The sequence below is a fragment of the Pseudomonas sp. CG7 genome (genome assembly GCF_023701885.1).
GTDB classification, from domain to species: Bacteria; Pseudomonadota; Gammaproteobacteria; order Pseudomonadales; family Pseudomonadaceae; genus Aquipseudomonas; species Aquipseudomonas zanjanensis.
The window spans coordinates 59,368-81,004 of sequence record NZ_JABAEE010000007.1 but is presented as its reverse complement, the minus strand read 5'-3'; the positions used below and the strand labels follow the sequence as shown (position 1 = coordinate 81,004).

18 protein-coding genes are annotated in these 21,637 nt (G+C 60.4%); 15 read left to right on the top strand and 3 right to left on the bottom strand.

Annotated elements, in window-relative coordinates; translation table 11 throughout:
• Positions 1 to 67: 67 nt before the first annotated feature.
• The 11 genes from HGO40_RS05035 to HGO40_RS04985 all read left to right on the top strand — a co-directional run bounded on the left by HGO40_RS05035 (position 68) and on the right by HGO40_RS04985 (position 14,127).
• Entirely contained in the window at positions 68 to 2,836 is a 2,769-nt protein-coding gene (locus tag HGO40_RS05035) for an LPS-assembly protein LptD (RefSeq protein WP_250962141.1), read from the top strand.
• Complete coding sequence (gene surA, locus HGO40_RS05030) at positions 2,817 to 4,133, top strand: peptidylprolyl isomerase SurA (protein WP_139197732.1); 1,317 nt, start codon at positions 2,817 to 2,819, stop codon at positions 4,131 to 4,133. The genes HGO40_RS05035 and surA overlap by 20 nt, the downstream gene beginning before the upstream one ends.
• Positions 4,130 to 5,119, top strand: coding sequence for a 4-hydroxythreonine-4-phosphate dehydrogenase PdxA (pdxA, locus tag HGO40_RS05025; RefSeq protein ID WP_250962140.1), 990 nt, complete (start codon positions 4,130 to 4,132; stop codon positions 5,117 to 5,119). Before surA ends, pdxA begins: the two co-directional genes overlap by 4 nt.
• The gene (rsmA, locus tag HGO40_RS05020; RefSeq protein WP_250962139.1) at positions 5,116 to 5,934 is read left to right on the top strand and encodes a 16S rRNA (adenine(1518)-N(6)/adenine(1519)-N(6))-dimethyltransferase RsmA; all 819 of its coding nucleotides are present in this window, start codon (positions 5,116 to 5,118) and stop codon (positions 5,932 to 5,934) included. The genes pdxA and rsmA overlap by 4 nt, the downstream gene beginning before the upstream one ends.
• 116 nt (positions 5,935 to 6,050) lie before the next feature.
• Positions 6,051 to 6,431 carry a Co2+/Mg2+ efflux facilitator ApaG/CorD gene (apaG, locus tag HGO40_RS05015; RefSeq protein ID WP_250962138.1) on the top strand — a complete coding sequence of 127 codons (381 nt, stop codon included), beginning with the start codon at positions 6,051 to 6,053 and terminating at the stop codon, positions 6,429 to 6,431.
• Positions 6,431 to 7,306: a symmetrical bis(5'-nucleosyl)-tetraphosphatase gene (locus HGO40_RS05010; protein ID WP_250962137.1), complete on the top strand. Its 876-nt coding sequence runs from the start codon at positions 6,431 to 6,433 to the stop codon at positions 7,304 to 7,306. The genes apaG and HGO40_RS05010 overlap by 1 nt, the downstream gene beginning before the upstream one ends.
• Before the next feature lie 32 nt (positions 7,307 to 7,338).
• A complete protein-coding gene (glpE, locus tag HGO40_RS05005; protein WP_250962136.1) occupies positions 7,339 to 7,668 on the top strand; it encodes a thiosulfate sulfurtransferase GlpE in 330 nt (109 codons plus the stop codon).
• 299 nt (positions 7,669 to 7,967) lie between these two features.
• On the top strand, positions 7,968 to 9,890 hold the full coding sequence (locus tag HGO40_RS05000; protein WP_250962135.1) for a PrkA family serine protein kinase: 1,923 nt from the start codon (positions 7,968 to 7,970) through the stop codon (positions 9,888 to 9,890).
• A gap of 113 nt (positions 9,891 to 10,003) precedes the next feature.
• Positions 10,004 to 11,275, top strand: a complete 1,272-nt coding sequence (locus HGO40_RS04995; RefSeq protein ID WP_250962134.1) for a YeaH/YhbH family protein — start codon at positions 10,004 to 10,006, stop codon at positions 11,273 to 11,275.
• Complete coding sequence (locus tag HGO40_RS04990; protein WP_122566679.1) at positions 11,272 to 12,837, top strand: SpoVR family protein; 1,566 nt, start codon at positions 11,272 to 11,274, stop codon at positions 12,835 to 12,837. Before HGO40_RS04995 ends, HGO40_RS04990 begins: the two co-directional genes overlap by 4 nt.
• A 63-nt stretch (positions 12,838 to 12,900) precedes the next feature.
• Positions 12,901 to 14,127 (top strand): multifunctional CCA addition/repair protein, encoded by a 1,227-nt coding sequence (locus HGO40_RS04985; protein ID WP_250962133.1) that lies wholly within the window; start codon positions 12,901 to 12,903, stop codon positions 14,125 to 14,127.
• A 131-nt stretch (positions 14,128 to 14,258) separates the two neighbouring features.
• Here HGO40_RS04985 and folK read toward each other — a convergent pair whose 3' ends face one another.
• Positions 14,259 to 14,777 carry a 2-amino-4-hydroxy-6-hydroxymethyldihydropteridine diphosphokinase gene (folK, locus tag HGO40_RS04980; protein WP_186729599.1) on the bottom strand — a complete coding sequence of 173 codons (519 nt, stop codon included), beginning with the start codon at positions 14,775 to 14,777 and terminating at the stop codon, positions 14,259 to 14,261.
• Entirely contained in the window at positions 14,768 to 15,121 is a 354-nt protein-coding gene (folB, locus tag HGO40_RS04975; RefSeq protein ID WP_250962132.1) for a dihydroneopterin aldolase, read from the bottom strand. Before folB ends, folK begins: the two co-directional genes overlap by 10 nt.
• Before the next feature lie 74 nt (positions 15,122 to 15,195).
• Here folB and plsY point away from each other — a divergent pair, with 74 nt between their 5' ends.
• Entirely contained in the window at positions 15,196 to 15,765 is a 570-nt protein-coding gene (plsY, locus tag HGO40_RS04970) for a glycerol-3-phosphate 1-O-acyltransferase PlsY (RefSeq protein ID WP_003206189.1), read from the top strand.
• An 8-nt stretch (positions 15,766 to 15,773) separates the two neighbouring features.
• On the opposite strand, the gene tsaD is transcribed toward plsY, so the two are convergent.
• The gene (gene tsaD / locus HGO40_RS04965) at positions 15,774 to 16,799 is read right to left on the bottom strand and encodes a tRNA (adenosine(37)-N6)-threonylcarbamoyltransferase complex transferase subunit TsaD (protein ID WP_250962131.1); all 1,026 of its coding nucleotides are present in this window, start codon (positions 16,797 to 16,799) and stop codon (positions 15,774 to 15,776) included.
• Positions 16,800 to 16,998: 199 nt separating this feature from the next.
• On the opposite strand from tsaD, the gene rpsU reads away from it, so the two are divergent.
• The 3 genes from rpsU to rpoD all read left to right on the top strand — a co-directional run bounded on the left by rpsU (position 16,999) and on the right by rpoD (position 21,566).
• Entirely contained in the window at positions 16,999 to 17,214 is a 216-nt protein-coding gene (gene rpsU / locus HGO40_RS04960; RefSeq protein ID WP_002551877.1) for a 30S ribosomal protein S21, read from the top strand.
• A gap of 478 nt (positions 17,215 to 17,692) precedes the next feature.
• Positions 17,693 to 19,651, top strand: coding sequence for a DNA primase (dnaG, locus tag HGO40_RS04955; protein WP_250962130.1), 1,959 nt, complete (start codon positions 17,693 to 17,695; stop codon positions 19,649 to 19,651).
• 67 nt (positions 19,652 to 19,718) lie between these two features.
• Positions 19,719 to 21,566 (top strand): RNA polymerase sigma factor RpoD, encoded by a 1,848-nt coding sequence (gene rpoD / locus HGO40_RS04950; protein ID WP_250962129.1) that lies wholly within the window; start codon positions 19,719 to 19,721, stop codon positions 21,564 to 21,566.
• Positions 21,567 to 21,637: the final 71 nt, after the last annotated feature.

Here is a 21,637-nt window from a genome sequence, read left to right as displayed (position 1 = left end):
CAGACCATCGAGAGGCGTGCGGCCCACACCGCGGGCAGATGGCACGCAGGAAGCCCGGACTAATAAGATGGCATTGAAATCCCCCGCGTTTCGTAAAAAATTTCCGTTGCTGGTCACCGGCAGTCTGCTGGCCCTGCAACCCCTGGCCTCTTCATTCGTCGTCGCGGCGCAGCAGTATGACTGCTCCGTCTCCGCTTCGGGTGCCTGGGACTGTGCACCCAAGACACCGGCCGCCGCGTTGCCGCCGCGTCCCGTGCATGATGGCAGTGCGGTTTCCGACAGCGGCGCTGCTCCGGCCGACAGCGGCTCGGGCGAGGAAGCCGGCGAAAAGCCGATGCTCGTGACCGAAGCCAAGGGCCGTGGCCTGAAGTCGCGCAGTGCAGACTACAGCCACCTGGATTGGGTTCCACGCGAGAACCTCACCCCGGCGCAACTGGCTGAAACTGGTCCTTACTGCGCGGGTGCCTATATCGAGCCGACGCGTCCTGGCATGGAGGACAAGACGGCCAAGAGCGATGCGCCCACCTTCCTCGGCGCCAAGGCGGCGCGCTATCAGCAGGAAGAACAGGTGGCGACCCTGGCCGGCGACGTGGTCATGCGCCAGGGCAGCATGCAGGTCGAGGCCGACGAGGCCAGCCTGTACCAGGCCGAGAACCGTGGCGAGCTGAGCGGCAACGTGCGGGTTCGCGACAACGGTGCGCTGATCGTCGGCGACCACGCCGATGTGCAACTGGACACCGGCGAAGCCAAGGTCGACAACGCCGAATACGTGATGCACAAATCGCGCATCCGCGGTAACGCGCTGTACGCCAAGCGCGCCGAGAACGCGATCATCCGCCTCAAGGACGGTACGTACACCACGTGCGAGCCGGGCAGCAACGCCTGGACACTCAAGGGCAACAACATCACCCTGAACCCGGCCACCGGTTTCGGCACCGCGACCAACGTGACGCTGCGGGTCAAGGACTTCCCGGTCCTGTACACGCCGTACATCTATTTCCCGATCGACGACCGTCGCCAGTCCGGCTTCCTGCCGCCGACCATCGGCAGCAGCAGCGACACCGGCTTCCTGCTGGTCACCCCGTACTACTTCAACCTGGCGCCGAACTACGACGCCACGTTGTACCCGCGCTACATGGCCAAGCGCGGCCTGCTGATGGAAGGCGAGTTCCGCTACCTGACCAAGTCCAGCGAAGGTCAGTTCGGTGCTGCGTACCTCAACGACGAAGACGATGAGCGCAGCGGGCAGAGCGACTACGACAAGACCCGCTACATGTACAACTGGCAGCACAAGGGCGGCCTCGATTCGCGCGTGCTGACGGAAGTCGACTACACCAAGATCAGCGATCCTTACTATTTCCAGGATCTTGAAAGCGATCAGATTGGTATCGAGTCCAATGATCGCGTCAATCAGCAAGGGATCGTCAGCTATCGGGGGGACAACTATGTTGCCCGCTTGAATGCACAGGCTTACCAGCTGGCGACGATTTCGAAGATCACACCGTATAATCGCCTGCCTCAGATCACCTTTGACGGATCGCTGCCTCAGCATCCGTACGGCCTGGATTTCGCTTATAAGACGGAGTTGGTTCGGTTTGATCGGGATTTGCGGACTGGCAATTATACAGATGAGGACGGCAACACCGAGCCGTGGCTGGATACCAACGTTAGCGGCCTGGCACGGGCTAACGGCAATCGCATGAACCTGGCGCCGGTCATGAGCCTGCCGATGACCGCGTCCTATGGCTATCTCAAGCCGTCCCTCAAGTACCAATACACCCAATATGATTTGGATCTGGATGGTACGGGCAAAAGCGTCGTAGGAAACGGCTACGACAGCACGCCAAACCGCAGTGTCCCTATCGCCAGCATCGACAGCGGTCTGTACTTCGATCGCAACACGCAATGGTTTGGTACCAACTATCGTCAGACCCTGGAACCACGCCTGTTCTATCTCTATGTACCCGAGAAGGACCAGAGCGACATTCCTGTCTTCGATACCAGCGAATCGACCTTTAGCTATTCCTCGTTGTTTCGCGACAATCGCTTCACCGGTTCTGACCGTGTCGGGGACGAGAACAAGCTGTCCCTGGGCGTGACCAGTCGCTGGATTGAAGAGAACGGCTTTGAACGCCAACGTCTCGCCGTGGGCCAGGCGTTTTATTTCAAGGATCGCAAAGTCCAACTGCCAGGCATCGACTTCGACACCCGAGAAGACGCCAAGTCGGACGTTTCCCCGTACGCACTGGAATACGAATACCACTGGAACCGCGACTGGCGCACCACCGCGACCTACAACTGGGACCCGGACACCCGCAGCCCTCGCTCGGGTAGCGCGATGTTCCACTACCAACCGGAAGACAACCCGAACACGGTCATCAACGCCGGTTATCGGTATCGCAACGATCAGGTCCGTTACAACCAGACTACCGGTCAATGGCAAGTGGGGGGTGGCGACTACGGCACGCCAGGCACACCTGGTTACGTGAAGGACTACTACAAGATCCAACAACACGATTTCTCGGTCATCTGGCCGATCGTGCCGCAGTGGAACGCGATCAGCCGCTGGCAGTATGACTACAATCGTAACCGTACCCTGGAAGCCTTCGGTGGTTTTGAATACGACAATTGCTGCTGGAAACTGCGCCTGATCAACCGTTACTGGGTCGACTATGAAGAGTTCAGTCAAGACGCCCCGGAAAACGAAAAAGGCGACCACGGCATCTTCCTCCAAATTGTTCTGAAGGGACTCGGCGGCCTGACCGGCGCCAAGGTAGAGAGCTTCCTCGACAAAGGCATCCAAGGTTATCGTGAACGTGAAGACCAAGCTTTCTGATTGTCTGCGCCCGCTGATGTTGGGCGCGCTGTTCCTGGGTACCGCAGCCAACGCCGCGGTACAGTCCATCGACAAGGTAGTGGCCATCGTCGACAACGACGTAGTCATGCAGAGCCAACTGGACCAGCGCGTCCATGAAGTGCAGCAAACCATCGCCAAGCGCGGCGGAGGCCTGCCGCCTCCAGGCGTGCTGGACCAGCAAGTGCTCGAGCGCCTGATCGTCGAAAACCTGCAATTGCAGATCGGCGAGCGTTCCGGCATCCGCATCACCGATGAAGAACTGAACCAGGCCGTCGGCACCATTGCCCAGCGCAATAACATGAGCATCGACCAGTTCCGCGCCGCCCTGGCTCGCGACGGCCTCTCTTACGAGGACGCCCGCGATCAGATCCGCCGCGAAATGGTCATCAGCCGTGTGCGCCAACGCCGTGTCGCCGAACGCATCCAGGTGTCGGAACAGGAAGTGAAAAACTTCCTCGCCTCCGACTTGGGCAAGATGCAGCTTTCCGAAGAACTGCACCTGGCGAACATCCTGATTCCTACCCCGGAAAGCGCTAACTCCGAAGCCATCCAAAGTGCTTATCGCCAGGCAATGGATGTCTACCAGCAGCTCAAGCAAGGGGCCGACTTCGGCCAGATGGCCATTGCCAAGTCGGGCAGCGACAACGCCCTGGAAGGCGGCGACATGGGCTGGCGCAAGCCCGCTCAACTGCCACCTCCGTTCGACCGCGAGCTGAGCGCCATGGCCGTCGGCGACATCACCCAGCCAGCACGTACCCCTGGTGGCTTCATTATCCTGAAAGTGCTGGAAAAACGCGGTGGCGGAACCCAGGTCCGTGACGAAGTCCATGTTCGCCACATCCTGATCAAGCCAAGCGAGATTCGCAGCGAAGCCGAGACCAAGCGTCTGGCGGAGAAGCTCTACGACCGCATCGAAGCGGGTGAAGACTTCGCCGAACTGGCGAAGAGCTTCTCGGAAGACCCGGGTTCGGCCCTCAACGGCGGCGACCTGAACTGGGTGGACCCAAACGCCCTGGTTCCCGAGTTCCGCCAGGTCATGGCTGATACGCCGCAAGGCCAGCTGTCCAAGCCGTTCAAGAGCCCTTATGGCTGGCACGTACTGGAAGTCCTCGGCCGTCGCGCCACCGACAGCACCACCCAGGCGCGCGAACAGCAGGCGATGACCGTATTGCGTAACCGCAAATACGACGAAGAGCTGCAAACCTGGCTGCGTCAGATTCGCGACGAAGCCTACGTTGAAATCAAACTTCCTGGTGCAGACCAGGCAGCGCAGTGAAACCCAAGCGTTTCGCGCTGACACCCGGCGAACCAGCCGGCATCGGTCCCGACCTGTGCCTGCTGCTCGCCTCGCAACCCCAGCCGCATCCCCTGATTGCCATCACCAGTCGCGACCTGCTCCTTGAGCGGGCCGCGCAACTGGGGGTGGTCGTCGACCTGTTGCCGGTGACGCCGCAGGCCTGGCCGGATATTCCAGCGCCCGCCAATAGCCTGTACGTCTGGGATACGCCGTTGGGCGCCCCGGTCGTCACCGGGCAATTGGACCAGGCCAACGCCGCGGTCGTCCTGCAAACCCTGACCCGCGCCGGCCAAGGCTGCCTGGATGGGGCGTTCGCAGGCATGATCACCGCTCCGGTGCACAAGGGCGTGATCAACGAATCCGGGATTGCCATTTCCGGGCACACCGAATTCCTGGCGGATCTGACCCACACCGCGCAAGTGGTGATGATGCTCGCCACTCGTGGCCTGCGCGTGGCCCTTCTGACCACTCACCTGCCCTTGCGGGACATCGCCGACGCCATCACCCCGGAACGCCTGGAACGGGTCACGCGCATCCTGCACGCCGACCTCCAGGAAAAATTCGGCATCGCCCGGCCGCGCATCCTGGTCTGTGGACTCAACCCCCATGCCGGCGAAGGCGGACACCTGGGCCGAGAAGAAATCGACATCATAGAACCCACGTTGGAGCGCTGGCGCAGCGAGGGCATGGACCTGCGTGGCCCGCGGCCTGCCGACACTCTGTTTACCCCCAAATATCTGGAGCACTGCGATGCGGTGCTGGCGATGTACCACGACCAGGGCCTGCCCGTGCTGAAGTACAAAGGCTTCGGCGCAGCAGTCAACGTGACGTTGGGCCTGCCGATCATCCGCACCTCCGTGGACCATGGCACCGCCCTGGACCTGGCCGGCAGCGGCAAGATCGATACCGGCAGCCTGCAAGTCGCGCTGGAAACCGCCTACCAGATGGCCGAGACCCATTTATGACCGAGCAATACCAACACCGCGCGCGCAAGCGCTTCGGCCAGAACTTCCTGCATGACGCCGGCGTGATCGATCGCATCCTGCGCTCCATCCGGGCCAAGCCCGACGACCGCTTGCTGGAAATCGGGCCGGGCCAGGGCGCCCTGACCGAGGGCCTGCTCGACAGCGGCGCACAACTGGACGTGGTGGAGCTGGATAAAGACCTGGTCCCGATCCTCAACCAGCAGTTCGCCGGCAAGAGCAACTTCAACCTGCACCAGGGCGACGCGCTGAAGGTCGACTTCAATAGCCTGAACGCCGCGCCGATCAGCCTGCGGGTAGTGGGCAACCTGCCGTACAACATCTCCACGCCGCTAATCTTCCATCTGCTGAGCAATGCCGGCCTGATCCGCGATATGCACTTCATGCTGCAAAAAGAAGTGGTCGAACGTCTAGCCGCCGGCCCTGGCGGTGGCGACTGGGGTCGCCTGTCGATCATGGTCCAGTACCATTGCCGGGTCGAACACCTGTTCAACGTAGGCCCGGGTGCATTCAACCCGCCGCCGAAAGTCGACTCGGCCATCGTTCGCCTGGTGCCTCATGCCGTCCTGCCGCACCCGGCCAAGGATCATCGCCTGCTGGAGCGAGTGGTGCGCGAAGCGTTCAACCAGCGCCGCAAGACCCTGCGCAACACCTTGAAACTGTTGCTCAGCAGCGCCGAAATCGAAGCCGCCGGCGTTGATGGCAGCCTGCGCCCCGAGCAGTTGGACCTGGCGGCGTTCGTACGCTTGGCCGACAAGCTCAGCGAACAGGCCGCCCCGCAAGCCGACGCCAACTGAACAGAGGTCGAGCGCTATCGGGCAGTACGCCAGTCTGGTCTACTACCCGATACTTGGCCTAGACTCATCTCCTGAGTCGCGCCCGCGTCCCGCTTCGTTTTTAAGGCCTTATTTGCATGTCTGATCCTCGTTACCAAGTCGACGTCAGCGTCACCACCCGTTTCCTGGCAGAACAGTCGCAACCCGAACATGACCGCTTCGCCTTCGCCTACAGTATTACCGTAAGCAACAACGGTTCGTTGCCGGCCAGGCTGTTGTCGCGGCACTGGGTCATCACCGACGGCAACGGTCACGTCGAAGAAGTACGTGGTGAAGGCGTGGTCGGCCAGCAACCATTGATCGACGCCGGTAAAAGCCACAGCTACAGCAGCGGGACGGTGATGACCACCAAGGTCGGCACCATGCAGGGCACCTACCAGATGCTGGCCGAGGACGGCACACGCTTCGATGCTGTCATCAAGCCCTTTCGCCTGGCTGTGCCCGGGGCCTTGCACTAATGGCCACCTACGCGGTCGGCGACCTGCAGGGCTGCCTCGAGCCGCTCAAGTGTCTATTGGAGCGCGTCGCCTTCGATCCGCAAAAAGACACCCTGTGGCTGGTGGGTGACCTGGTCAACCGGGGCCCGCAGTCCCTTGAGACGCTGCGCTTTCTCCACGGTATCCGCCAGTCGGTGGTGTGCGTGCTCGGCAACCACGACCTGCACCTGCTGGCCACCTGGCAGAACATCGAGCGCCTGAAAAAATCCGATACCTTGAGCGAAATCCTCGCCGCCCCCGATTGCGTTGAATTGCTGGAGTGGCTGCGCCAGCAAAAGCTCATGCACTACGATGAGCAGCGCAACCTGGCGATGGTCCATGCCGGCATCCCGCCCCAGTGGTCCCTGCGCAAGGCGCTCAAGTGCGCCGCCGAGGTGGAACAGGCATTACGCGACGACAATTTGTTCGCGCCCTACCTGGATGGCATGTACGGCAACGAGCCGGTCAAGTGGGACAACGACCTCACCGGCAGCGCCCGCCTTCGCGTCATCACCAATTACTTCACGCGGATGCGCTTCTGCACCCGAGATGGCAAGCTAGACCTCAAGGGCAAGGAAGGCATCGAGACCGCACCACCCGGCTATGCCCCGTGGTTCAAGCACAGTGAGCGCAAGACCCGTCACCTGAAGATCATTTTCGGACACTGGGCGGCGCTGGAAGGCCAATGCGACGAACCCGGCGTCTTCGCCCTCGATACCGGCTGCGTGTGGGGCAACGCCCTGACGCTGATGAACATCGACACCGGCGAGCAACTGCGCTGCGATTGCGACGAACAGGGCCACGCCAGAACCCACCACCCAGTCACAGCACCATCGCCGGCCGGCACCGCCGTTTGACCGGCGTTGCGCCCACGCTACAGGAGTCCCTCATGACCGAATTCAAACGCATCCCCCCGGAACAGGCCCAAGCCCTGCGCGAGCAAGGCGCGGTCGTCGTCGATGTCCGCGACCCGGCCACTTTTGCCGCTTTGCATATCCGTGGCTCCAAGCATCTGGATAACCATTCCCTCGCCGATTTCATCCGTGCCGCCGACCTCGATGCGCCCACCGTCGTGGTCTGCTATCACGGCAATTCCAGCCAGAGCGCAGCCGCTTATCTGATCAGCCAGGGCTTCAGCGACGTCTACAGCCTCGACGGCGGATTTGAGCTATGGCGTACGACTTATCCTGCAGAAACAGCCCAAGGCACCCACGAATAATTTTTTATCCCGGCCAAGCCCGCGTGAACCGTGGGCTTGAGCGATGGCAGACGAACGGTCTGCCACAACTAATTACGTATTCCACCTTTACCTCCGCGATTCCGAACTATCCTTAGCCTCAGGCCATCCAAAACAGGGGAGAGCCGGTACACCGGCGCGCGGGTCATCGGGAGTCAGCTTTCAGGAACCTGCATTCTGAAAGCATTCTGGGGGGTAAACGGCAACTGGGTCCCCAGGGGGCTGTCCAGCATCGACTGATTGATCCGACACCGGCTCCACGTATCGAGCGAGGTGACGTCATGAGTATTTTTAGCCACTTCCAGCAACGTTTCGAGTCCACGCGGCAAGAGGAATACTCGCTGCAGGAATACCTCGAACTCTGCAAGCAGGACCGCAGTGCCTATGTGTCGGCTGCGGAGCGTCTGTTGCTGGCCATCGGAGAACCGGAGCTGCTGGATACCTCGACCAACTCGAGGCTCTCGCGCATCTTTTCCAACAAGGTGATTCGCCGCTATCCGGCCTTTGCGGACTTCCACGGGATGGAAGAATGCATCGAACAGATCGTGTCCTATTTCCGCCACGCCGCCCAAGGCCTGGAAGAGAAGAAGCAGATCCTTTATCTGCTCGGCCCCGTGGGTGGCGGTAAATCGTCCCTGGCCGAAAAACTCAAGCAACTGATCGAAAAAGTGCCCTTCTATGCCATCAAGGGCTCGCCGGTGTTCGAATCGCCCCTGGGGCTGTTCAACGCCACCGAGGACGGCGCGATCCTCGAGGAAGACTTCGGCATTCCACGCCGCTACCTCAATACCATCATGTCGCCATGGGCGACCAAGCGCCTGGCCGAGTTCGGCGGTGATATCAGCCAGTTCCGGGTGGTCAAGCTCTACCCCTCGATCCTCAACCAGATCGCGGTCGCCAAGACTGAACCAGGCGACGAAAACAACCAGGACATCTCGGCCCTGGTGGGCAAGGTCGATATCCGCAAACTGGAAGAATTCCCACAGAACGACGCCGACGCCTACAGCTATTCGGGTGCGCTGTGCCGGGCCAACCAGGGCCTGATGGAATTCGTCGAAATGTTCAAGGCGCCCATCAAGGTACTGCACCCGCTGCTGACCGCCACCCAGGAAGGCAACTACAACAGTACCGAGGGCCTGGGGGCCATCCCGTTTACCGGCATCCTGCTGGCTCACTCCAACGAATCGGAATGGCATACCTTCCGCAACAACAAGAACAACGAAGCCTTCATCGACCGGATCTATATCGTCAAGGTGCCGTACTGCCTGCGAGTGAGCGATGAGGTGAAGATCTACGACAAGCTGTTGTTCAACAGTTCGCTGTCCAAGGCTCATTGCGCCCCCGACACCCTGAAAATGCTGGCCCAGTTCACAGTGCTGTCGCGCCTCAAGGAACCGGAAAACTCCAACATCTATTCGAAGATGCGCGTATACGACGGTGAAAACCTCAAGGACACCGATCCGAAGGCCAAGTCGATCCAGGAGTACCGCGACAACGCGGGTGTGGACGAAGGGATGAACGGGCTGTCCACGCGCTTCGCGTTCAAGATCCTGTCCAAGGTCTTCAACTTCGACCCCCACGAGATCGCGGCCAACCCGGTTCACCTGCTGTATGTGCTGGAACAGCAGATCGAGCAGGAGCAATTCCAGGCCGAAACCCGCGAACGCTACCTGCGCTTCTTGAAGGAGTACCTGGCGCCGCGCTACATCGAGTTCATCGGCAAGGAAATCCAGACGGCGTACCTGGAGGCCTACAGCGAATACGGCCAGAACATCTTCGCCCGCTATGTGCTGTATGCAGACTTCTGGATCCAGGACCAGGAATACCGCGACCCGGAAACCGGCGAGATACTCAACCGCGTGGCCCTCAACGAGGAACTGGAAAAAATCGAGAAACCCGCCGGCATCAGCAATCCGAAGGACTTCCGCAACGAAATCGTCAACTTCGTGCTGCGCGCCCGGGCCAACAACAACGGCAAGAACCCAACCTGGCTCAGCTATGAAAAGCTGCGGGTGGTCATCGAGAAGAAAATGTTCTCCAACACCGAAGACCTGTTGCCCGTTATCAGCTTCAACGCCAAGGCCAGCAAGGAGGACCAGCAAAAACACAACGACTTCGTCACACGCATGGTCGAACGTGGCTACACCGACAAACAGGTACGACTGCTTTCCGAGTGGTACCTGCGGGTCCGGAAATCGCAATAAGCAGCGGCAAGCTTCTAGCTACAGACTGCAAGGGAACGGCGTTGAGCCCAAGGCTCGACGCCACGCCTCTTACGGCTTGAGGCTTACGACTTGAAGCTCCCCCGGAGGGGCCTATGAGCTATGTGATCGACCGACGCCTTAATGGCAAGAACAAAAGCACGGTGAACCGCCAGCGGTTTCTGCGGCGTTACCGTGACCACATCAAGAAGGCCGTTGAAGAGGCGGTCAGCCGCCGCTCCATTACCGACATGGAACACGGCGAACAGATCAGCATCCCCGGCCGCGACATCGACGAGCCGGTGCTGCACCATGGGCGCGGCGGCAAGCAGACCGTCGTGCACCCTGGCAACAAGGAGTTCACCAGTGGCGAGCACATCCCCCGTCCCCAGGGCGGAGGTGGCGGCAAAGGCCCCGGCAAGGCCGGCAACTCCGGCGAAGGCATGGATGAGTTCGTCTTCCAGATCACCCAGGAGGAATTCCTGGAGTTCATGTTCGAGGACTTGGAGCTGCCGAACCTGGTCAAGCGCAACCTGACCGGTACCGACACCTTCAAGACCGTGCGTGCCGGTATCAGCAATGAAGGCAACCCATCACGCAGCAACATCATCCGCACCCTTCGCTCCGCCCACGCCCGGCGCATCGCGCTGTCGGGCAGCAGCCGGGCAAAACTGCGCGAAGCCAAGGAAGAACTGGCTCGCCTCAAACGCGAAGAACCCGACAATTTTGGCGATATTCAAGAGCTCGAAGCGGAAATCGAGAAGCTTAGCGCCCGCATCCATCGCGTCCCGTTCCTCGACACCTTCGACCTCAAGTACAACTTGCTGGTGAAACAGCCAAACCCCAGTTCCAAGGCAGTGATGTTCTGCCTGATGGACGTTTCCGGCTCCATGACCCAGGCGACCAAGGACATCGCCAAGCGCTTCTTCATCCTGTTGTACCTGTTCCTGAAACGGAATTACGACAAGATCGACGTGGTATTCATCCGCCACCACACCAGCGCCCGGGAAGTGGACGAAGAGGAGTTTTTCTACTCCAGGGAAACCGGCGGCACCATTGTGTCCAGCGCCCTGAAGCTGATGCAGGAAATCATGGCCGAGCGCTACCCCGCCAACGAATGGAACATCTATGCGGCCCAGGCGTCGGACGGTGACAACTGGAACGACGATTCACCGATCTGCCGTGACATCCTGATCAACCAGATCATGCCGTTCGTCCAGTACTACACCTATGTGGAAATTACCCCACGGGAACACCAGGCCTTGTGGTACGAATACGAACGGATTGCCGAAGCATTTTCCGACACATTTGCCCAACAGCAATTGGTCTCGGCCGGGGATATCTACCCGGTCTTCCGTGAACTCTTCCAGCGCAGGTTAGTGACATGACCGCCAAAAAAGAGCAGAAGCGCCAGCCCATTTCCACCGGCTCCGAATGGACGTTCGAGCTGATCAAGGCCTACGACCGCGAAATCAGCCGTATCGCGGACCGTTATGCCCTGGACACCTACCCGAACCAGATCGAGGTCATCACCGCCGAGCAAATGATGGACGCCTACGCGTCGGTCGGCATGCCGCTGGGCTATCACCACTGGTCCTACGGCAAGCATTTCCTCAGTACCGAGAAATCCTACAGCCGCGGCCAGATGGGGCTAGCCTATGAGATCGTGATCAATTCCGACCCGTGCATCGCCTACTTGATGGAAGAAAACACCATCTGCATGCAGGCTTTGGTGGTGGCGCATGCCTGCTACGGGCACAACAGCTTCTTCAAGGGCAACTACCTGTTCCGCACGTGGACCGATGCCAGTTCGATCATCGATTACCTGGTGTTCGCCAAGCAGTACATCATGCAATGCGAGGAGCGCCACGGCATCGACGCGGTGGAAGACCTGCTGGACTCGTGCCATGCCTTGATGAACTACGGTGTGGACCGTTACAAACGGCCGTATCCGATTTCCGCCGAGGAGGAACGTCGGCGCCAGAAGGACCGCGAAGAGCACCTGCAAAAACAGATCAACGATCTATGGCGCACCATTCCCAAAGGTGCCGACAAGTACAACGAAAAAGACAATGCCCGTTTCCCGGCCGAGCCCCAGGAGAACATTCTCTATTTCATTGAAAAACATGCGCCGTTGCTGGAGCCGTGGCAGCGGGAAATCGTGCGCATCGTGCGCAAGATTGCCCAGTACTTCTATCCACAGCGCCAGACCCAGGTGATGAACGAAGGCTGGGCCACGTTCTGGCACTACACGCTGATGAATGACCTGTACGACGAAGGTCTGGTCACCGACGGCTTCATGATGGAGTTCCTGACGTCCCACACCAGCGTGGTGTTCCAGCCGGGCTTCGACAGCCCGTACTACAGTGGCATCAACCCTTATGCCCTAGGTTTCGCCATGTACCGCGACATCCGGCGCATGTGCGAAAACCCTACCGAGGAAGATCGTCACTGGTTCCCCGAGATCGCCGGCTCGGACTGGTTGTCCGCCATCAAATTCGCCATGAGCAGCTTCAAGGACGAGAGTTTCATCCTGCAGTACCTCTCACCCAAGGTGATCCGCGACCTGAAGTTGTTCAGCATCCTTGATGACGATCAGAAAGATGACTTGGTGGTTCCTGCCATTCACGATGAGAGCGGCTACCGCATCATTCGCGAAACCCTGGCGGCGCAGTACAACCTGGGTAACCGCGAACCCAATGTGCAGATCTACAGCATCGATCGCCGCGGAGACCGCTCGCTGACCCTGCGCCACCAGGCCCACAACCGTAAGCCTCTTGGTGACTCCACCGATGAAGTGCTCAAGCACCTGCATCGGCTCTGGGGTTTTGATATTCATCTGGAAACCCTGCAAGGCGACCAAGTGATGAAAACCCATCATGTGCCGCCCAGAAGCGAACAAGCCGAAGGCGACTATGGCCGCCTGGACCTGGCCGTCATTCATCTTTGATCCCGTTTTCGCCTCCAGAGGTCCGACGCAAAGGTTATCCTGTCGGACCAACGGAGGTTTTTTATGCAGATCTATAAAGTTGGCGGCGCCGTTCGCGATCGCCTGCTGGGCATTCCCGTCACTGACGTCGACCGGGTCGTGGTGGGGGCGACTGCCGAGGAAATGCTCACCAAGGGTTTTCGCCCTGTGGGGGCCGATTTTCCAGTATTCCTTGATCCGAAGACTGGCGAGGAATACGCCCTCGCCCGCACTGAGCGCAAGAGCGGCCGCGGCTATGGCGGCTTCGTGTTCCATGCCAGCCCCGAAGTGACCTTGGAAGAAGACCTGGTTCGCCGGGACTTGACCATCAATGCCATGGCTGAAGATGACCATGGCAACCTGACCGATCCGTACCACGGCCAGCGCGATCTTGAAGCCCGTCTGCTGCGCCACGTTTCCCCCGCGTTCGCCGAAGATCCGCTCCGAGTCCTACGGGTTGCCCGCTTTGCTGCACGTTATGCGCCGCTGGGTTTCAAGGTGGCGGACGAAACCCTCGAACTGATGCGCCAGCTCAGTGAGTCCGGCGAATTGGAGGCGTTGACGGCCGAGCGCAGCTGGAAAGAAATTTCCCGCGCCCTCATGGAAAAACACCCACAGGTATTTATCCAGGTGTTGCGCGACTGCACGGCGCTCAAGATCTTGATGCCCGAGGTCGACGCGCTGTTCGGCGTGCCGCAGCCTGAAACCCATCACCCGGAAATCGATACCGGCGTCCACACCTTGAGCGTGCTGGAGCAAGCGGCACTGCATCAACAGCCGCTAACGGTCCGTTGGGCCTGCCTGCTCCATGACTTGGGTAAAGGCCTGACACCCCAACACGAATGGCCGCGCCACATCGCCCATGAACACACGGGTCTGAAGCTGATCAAAGCCGTCAGCGAACGCTTCAAGGCACCGCGGGACTGTCAGGAACTGGCGTTACTGGTTGGCCAGTACCACACCCATGGCCACCGTGCGCTTGAGCTGAAGGCCTCTACTTTGCTTGAGCTGCTGCAAAGTTTTGATGTGTATCGGCGGCCCCAGCGCTTCGAGGACTTCATTGCGGCATGCGAGATGGATGCACGGGGGCGCAAGGGGCTCGAAGAGCGAAGTTATCCACAGGCTGAGTATCTGCGGGGCGCTGCGGCAGCGGCCCGCGCGGTGGCGGTGCAGCCTTTGCTGGAGAAGGGTTTCAAGGGGCCGCAGTTGGGAGAGGCAATCAAGCGTGAGCGCCTCAGGGCGTTGAAAACCTACAAGGAAGCGGCGAACTGACAGGCGTTTTCAGGTCAACCGCCGTCATCGCGAGCAAGCTCGCTCCCACAGTGGATCTCGTTGAGCACAAGATAGGTGCACGCTGAAATCCTAATGTGGGAGCGAGCTTGCTCGCGATGACGGCAGCCGTCTCACAACAGATTCGATGGTGTGAGCGGCTGGCCTCGCCATTCGAAAGCCACCGGTGCCAGCACTTGGTCGATCTGCGCCTCTTCCCACAGCGTGGCGAAGCTCTTGCCCACGCCCGGATGAATTCGATCCGGCGCCATCAACGACAAAGGCCACAGGACGAAGGCGTTCTTGAGAATTTCCGCGCGCGGCAGGATCAACCCGTCGAAGTTGCCGACCTGTTCGCCATACAACAACACGTCGATATCCAGCGGCAATCCCTTGCGGTCTGGCGCATAGCGACCGTTGTCCGCCTCGATGAACTTGAGGCGACGGTCCAATTCCATCAACGGCAGATCCGTGAAGGCCGAGACGACAAAATTGAAGAACGGCCCGCTCTTGATCCCCACCGGCTGGCTCTCGAACACGGCTGAACAGCGCATGTCCACGAGAAATCCAGCCAAGGCCTCAAGACCGGCGCATAAATGGGTTTCGCGCTCGATATTGCTGCCGAGCCCGAGAAAAACCTGAGTCAGCGACATCCGCGCTCGATCTCCACGCCAACACCGCTGGCCGCCGGTACGGCGCCAGGCTTGGTCACTTTCAGACGCAGCCAGGTGATCTTGAACTCGTCCATGAGTGCCTGGGCCAGCCGTTCGGCAAAGGTCTCGACCAACTGGAACTGCGCTTGCTCGGCAACCACCTGGATGCGCGAAGAAACGCTGGCGTAGTCGAGCGCCAGGGTCAGGTCGTCGCCTGCGGCGGCCGGGCGGTTGTCCCAGGCGAAACTCAGGTCAAGCCGCAGGCACTGTCGGATGCCTCGCTCCCAGTCGTAGGCACCGATTACCGTGTCGACTTCCAGGCCCTCGATAAACACTCTGTCCAAGCACTCTTCTCCGCAGCACGACAAGGGCGCGATGCCCCGTTAGAATCAGGGCGTCCTCGCCCGGAATAGTTAGCATGTTTTGGTTACTGGCGATTCTCGCCTACCTGCTCGGCTCGCTGTCCTTCGCCATTTTGCTCAGCCGCCTGACCGGTCGCCCGGATCCGCGAATGAGTGGCTCGGGCAATGCCGGCGCCACCAACATGCTGCGCCTGGCCGGACGCAAACTCGCCATCCTGACCCTGCTGGGCGACCTCTGCAAAGGCCTTGTCCCGGTATTGATCGCCAGCCTTGCAGGGCTTTCGTTGCAGCAACAGGCCTGGATCGGCGTCTGTGCCGTCATCGGCCATCTATTCCCGCTGTACTTTCGCTTTCGTGGCGGCAAGGGTGTCGCCACCGCCGCCGGCATGTTGCTGGGCCTGTACCCGCCCGCCGCCCTGCTGGCTGTCTGTGCCTGGCTGCTGACGTTCTACCTGACCCGCACCAGTTCCCTGGCCGCGCTGATCGCCACGCCGCTGACGCTGCCGTTGCTGGCCTGGCAGGAACCGGCGGCCTTGCTGCCAATGACCGCGCTGGTTGCCCTGATCGTCTGGCGTCACCGCGGCAATCTACGCGACCTGTTCGCCGGGCGCGAACGGCATTTTTAAATAACGTTTCACAAGGGTGCCAACTGCTCCATGGGCCAGCGCGCCTGCACGCTGATCGCCAGGCTTTCCTGCTGGCCGGCCTGCAAACGCTGGCAGCCGGCAAAGGCAATCATCGCACCGTTATCTGTGCAGAACTCCGGCCGGGCGTAGTAAACGTCGCCCTTCATGTCGCCGAGCATTTTCTCCAGCGATGTCCGCAAGGCCTTGTTCGCACTCACGCCGCCGGCAATGACCAAGCGCTTGAGTCCGGCCTGCTTCAGGGCACGCTTGCACTTGATGGTCAAAGTCTCCACCACGGCCTGCTCGAACGCCAGCGAGATGTCGCAACGGGCTTGCTCACTGTCGTCCCCGGCGCTGACGCACTGCTGCCAGGTGTTCAGCGCGAAGGTCTTCAGCCCACTGAAACTGAAATCCAGGCCGGGACGGTCGCACATCGGCCGCGGGAACACGAAACGCCCCTCGACCCCTTGCGTCGCCAGCCGGGAAATTTCCGGCCCGCCTGGATAATTGAGGCCCATCATTTTTGCGGTTTTGTCGAACGCTTCGCCGGCGGCATCGTCGAGGGTTTCGCCGAGCAGCTCGTATTGGCCGATTCCATCGACCCGGATGAGCTGCGTATGGCCACCCGAAACCAACAAAGCGACGCACGGGAATTCTGGTGGTTGCGACTCCAGCATCGGCGCCAGCAAATGGCCTTCCATGTGGTGCACGCCCAAGGCTGGAATACCCCAGGCAAAGGCCAGCGCCTGGGCACAGGAAGCGCCTACCAGCAACGCGCCCACCAGGCCCGGGCCGGCGGTGTAGGCGATGCCGTCGATCTCGGTCGGCACGCAGCCGGCCTCGGCCAGCACCTGGCGAATCAAGGGCAGCATGCGCTTGACGTGATCGCGAGAGGCAAGCTCGGGCACCACCCCGCCATAGGCGCGATGCAGGTCGATCTGGCTGAACAGCGCATCGGCCAGCAGGCCGCGCTCACTGTCGTAGAGTGCGACGCCGGTTTCGTCGCAGGAGGTTTCTAATCCCAGTACTAGCATGGGTTTGCGCCTTGTAGAGGCTGAATTCGAAGGCGCGCATAATAGTCGCCGCTTTGTGCCCCGACCAGCGGTTTTCGATCAGAGGCTTTGCATTCCGAGCGTTGAGGGGTTAACATCCGCAACCCTTAAAAACCGACGTCTTCAAGTGCTCTTTTGCCGCGAGGATGTTGACCCCGGTAATGAATGAAGGTAGCTCTGGATGCCAGCCGTCAAAGTAAAAGAGAACGAACCCTTCGACGTAGCTCTGCGTCGTTTCAAGCGCTCCTGCGAAAAAGCCGGTGTTCTGGCTGAAGTTCGTAGCCGCGAATTCTACGAGAAGCCGACTTCTGAGCGTAAGCGCAAGGCAGCAGCCGCTGTTAAGCGTCACGCCAAGAAAGTTCAGCGCGAACAGCGCCGCGCCGTACGTCTGTACTAATACACAGACGTCCGTAGCAAGCTTCTGCCAAGCCCGGCCTTCAAGCCGGGCTTATGGCATTTGCGGAATAACGCTTGATGCTTCACCGTCGAAGCCGCAGACGCGACCAAGACAACCGCTTCACCGCGTCAGACCTGGCTCTTTTGCCAGCGGTGCACGTCTTTCCTGACGAGCCCTCCAAGGCTACCGACGAGCACACCCTGATTCCTCTAACGACGATCAGCCCAAGGCACCTGCGTGCGTGCCCGCTTCATGAGCTATCCGCGGCCCGACCGGCCGTTACCGGACTCAGCGCAACACATTCAAACAGTCGAATACTGATAGTTATTAACGTCAGTGGATTATCGGCAGATACACTTCCCGACAGCGATTATGCAGACGACCCGGTCGAGCCACCGATTCAGCGTGCCTCAAACCCAGACCCGGTTACGCCTGCCGATTTCGGGTCCTTATTTCGCGCAGTGATGATGAGAACGCCATGGCCGGGCTGATTCCCCAGAGCTTTATTGACGCCCTCCTGAACCGCACCGACATCGTCGACGTGGTCAGCTCTCGCCTGCAAATGAAGAAAGCAGGCAAGAACTACACCGCCTGCTGCCCGTTTCACAAAGAGAAAACCCCCTCCTTCAGCGTCAGCCCCGACAAGCAGTTCTACTATTGCTTCGGTTGCGGCGCTGGCGGCAACGCCCTCGGCTTCATCATGGACCACGACAACCTGGACTTTCCCCAGGCCGTCGAAGAACTGGCCAAAGCCGCGGGCATGGAAATTCCCCGGGAGGAAAGCGGTCGACAACACAAGCCGCGCCAACCGACCGATTCGCCGCTCTACCCGTTACTGACGGCGGCGGCCGATTTCTATCGCCAGGCCCTCAAAAGCCATCCGGCGCGCAGGGCCGCGGTGGATTATCTCAAGGGCCGCGGCCTGACTGGCGAAATCGCCCGGGACTTCGGCCTCGGCTTCGCCCCGCCCGGCTGGGACAACCTGTACAAGCACTTAAGTAGCGACACACTGCAGCAACGCGCCATGATCGACGCCGGCCTGCTGATCGAAAACGCCGAAACCGGCAAGCGCTACGACCGCTTCCGCGACCGGGTCATGTTTCCGATCCGCGACACACGCGGGCGGATCATCGCCTTTGGTGGCCGGGTGCTGGGCGACGACAAGCCGAAATACCTGAACTCTCCGGAAACCCCGGTATTCCATAAGGGCCAGGAACTCTACGGCCTGTACGAAGCGCGCAAGAACAACCGCAACCTCGACGAAATCATCGTCGTCGAAGGCTATATGGACGTGATCGCCCTGGCCCAGCAAGGCTTGCGCAACGCCGTCGCGACCCTGGGCACGGCCACCAGCGAAGAACACATGAAGCGCCTGTTTCGCGTCGTGCCCAACGTGCTGTTCTGCTTCGACGGCGACCAGGCCGGCCGCAACGCCGCCTGGCGCGCGCTGGAAGCCACCTTGCCGTGCCTGCAGGATGGGCGCCGGGCACGCTTCCTCTTCCTGCCCGAGGGCGAGGATCCAGACACCCTGGTGCGATCCGAAGGCACCGACGCGTTTCGTGCGCGGATCAACCACCACGCACAACCGTTGGCCGACTATTTTTTCCAGCAGCTGACCGAAGAAGCCGATCCACGCTCCCTCGAAGGCAAGGCCCACATGGCCACCCTCGCGGCGCCACTGATCGACAAGGTGCCCGGCGCCAACCTGCGCACCCTCATGCGCCAGCGCCTGACCGAGATCACCGGCCTGAACAGCGAAGCAGTCAACCAACTGGTGCACAGCGCCCCCCAGGAGGCGCCGCCGGCGTATGACCCGGGCATCGATTACGACGCGATGCCCGACTTCGCCGACTATCATCAACCCCAGCAGGATTACGCGCCGCAACAGGAATGGACGCCGAAAAAACCCGGCAGTGGCGGCAAGAAATGGGACAAGAAACCCTGCGACAAGAACGGCAAGCGCGGCGATCGCGACCAACCACGTGCCCCGCGCGTGCCGGCCGCCGACGAACCACCAACACAGGCCGCCCTGCGCACCTTGCTGCATCACCCGCAACTGGCGGAGAAAGTCGAGGACGCAGGGCACTTCGCTGCCGAGGACCACAGCAATACACAGTTGCTGGAGGCACTCCTTGAAGCCGTGCAGAAGAACCCCAAGCTAAACTCTTTCCAGTTGATCGCACGGTGGCACGGTACCGAGCAGGGACGCCTCTTGAAGGCCCTGGCCGAGAAGGAATGGCTGATTGAGGGAGACAACCTTGAACAACAGTTTTTCGACACCATTACTAGCTTGTCCGCCCGCCAACGCGAGCGAAACCTGGAACAACTTCTGCGAAAAGCTCGCCAGAGCGAGTTGACCAGCGAAGAGAAAAACCAATTGCGCGACTTACTCAGCCGCAATGTTTGCGCATCAAACCCGACCTCAACTGGCGCGTGAGGTCACAGCTCAGGTATAATCCTCGGCTTGTTTTTTGCCCGCCAAGACCTTCAGTGGATAGGGTGTTATGTCCGGAAAAGCGCAACAGCAGTCTCGTATCAAAGAGTTGATCCTATTGGGTCGTGAGCAGGGCTACCTGACTTACGCGGAGGTCAACGACCACCTGCCGGAGGATATTTCAGATCCGGAACAGGTGGAAGACATCATCCGCATGATCAACGACATGGGGATCAACGTATTCGAGGTTGCTCCAGATAAGGATGCCCTTATGCTGGCCGACGCCGATACCGACGAGGCGGCCGCTGAAGAAGCGGCCGCAGCGTTGGCAGCGGTCGAGACCGACATTGGTCGCACCACGGACCCCGTGCGCATGTACATGCGTGAAATGGGTACGGTAGAGCTCCTCACACGCGAAGGCGAAATCGAAATCGCCAAGCGTATTGAAGAAGGCATCCGCGAAGTGATGGGCGCAATCGCGCACTTCCCTGGCACGGTTGACCATATTCTCTCCGAGTACACCCGCGTCACCACCGAAGGTGGCCGCCTGTCTGACGTCCTGAGCGGCTATATCGACCCGGACGACGGCATTGCGCCGCCTGCCGCCGAAGTGCCGCCGCCGATCGACGCGAAAGCCGTCAAGGCCGACGACGACACCGATGACGACGAAGCCGAAGCCAGCGACGACGAGGAAGAAGCCGAAAGCGGTCCGGATCCGGTCATCGCCGCACAGCGTTTCGGCGCCGTGGCCGACCAGATGGAAATCACCCGCAAGGCGCTGAAGAAGCATGGCCGCAACAACAAGCAGGCGATCGCCGAGCTGTTGGCACTGGCCGAGCTGTTCATGCCGATCAAGCTGGTACCGAAGCAATTCGAAGGCCTGGTCGAGCGTGTTCGCAGTGCCCTGGATCGCTTGCGTCAGCAAGAGCGCGCGATCATGCAGCTCTGCGTGCGTGACGCCCGCATGCCACGTGCCGATTTCCTGCGCCAGTTCCCTGGCCACGAAGTCGACGAAAGCTGGACCGATGCATTGGCCAAGGGCAAGAGCAAATACGCTGAAGCCATTGCCCGCCTGCAGCCGGACATCGTTCGTTGCCAGCAGAAGCTGAGTGCGCTGGAGGCCGAGACCGGCCTGAGCATCGCCGAGATCAAGGACATCAACCGTCGCATGTCGATCGGCGAGGCCAAGGCCCGTCGCGCGAAGAAAGAGATGGTCGAAGCGAACTTGCGCCTGGTGATCTCCATCGCCAAGAAGTACACCAACCGCGGCCTGCAATTCCTCGACCTGATCCAGGAAGGCAACATCGGCCTGATGAAGGCGGTGGACAAGTTCGAATACCGTCGCGGCTACAAGTTCTCGACTTATGCCACCTGGTGGATCCGTCAGGCGATCACTCGCTCGATCGCCGACCAGGCCCGCACCATCCGTATCCCGGTGCACATGATCGAGACGATCAACAAGCTCAACCGCATTTCCCGGCAGATGTTGCAGGAAATGGGTCGCGAACCGACGCCGGAAGAGCTGGGCGAACGCATGGAAATGCCTGAGGACAAGATCCGCAAGGTATTGAAGATCGCCAAAGAGCCGATCTCCATGGAAACCCCGATCGGCGATGACGAAGACTCCCATCTGGGTGACTTCATCGAAGACTCCACCATGCAGTCTCCGATTGATGTCGCCACGGTCGAGAGTCTCAAGGAAGCGACTCGCGAAGTGCTCTCCGGCCTCACCGCCCGTGAAGCCAAGGTACTGCGCATGCGCTTCGGCATCGACATGAATACCGACCACACCCTTGAGGAAGTCGGTAAGCAGTTCGATGTGACCCGTGAGCGGATTCGCCAGATCGAAGCCAAGGCGTTGCGCAAACTGCGCCACCCGACGCGAAGCGAGCATCTGCGCTCCTTCCTCGACGAGTGACCTTCAAAACCCCCGGCCCTGCCGGGGGTTTTGTCATGCACAGATAAAATCCCCTTCGTTACGCTCCTCAC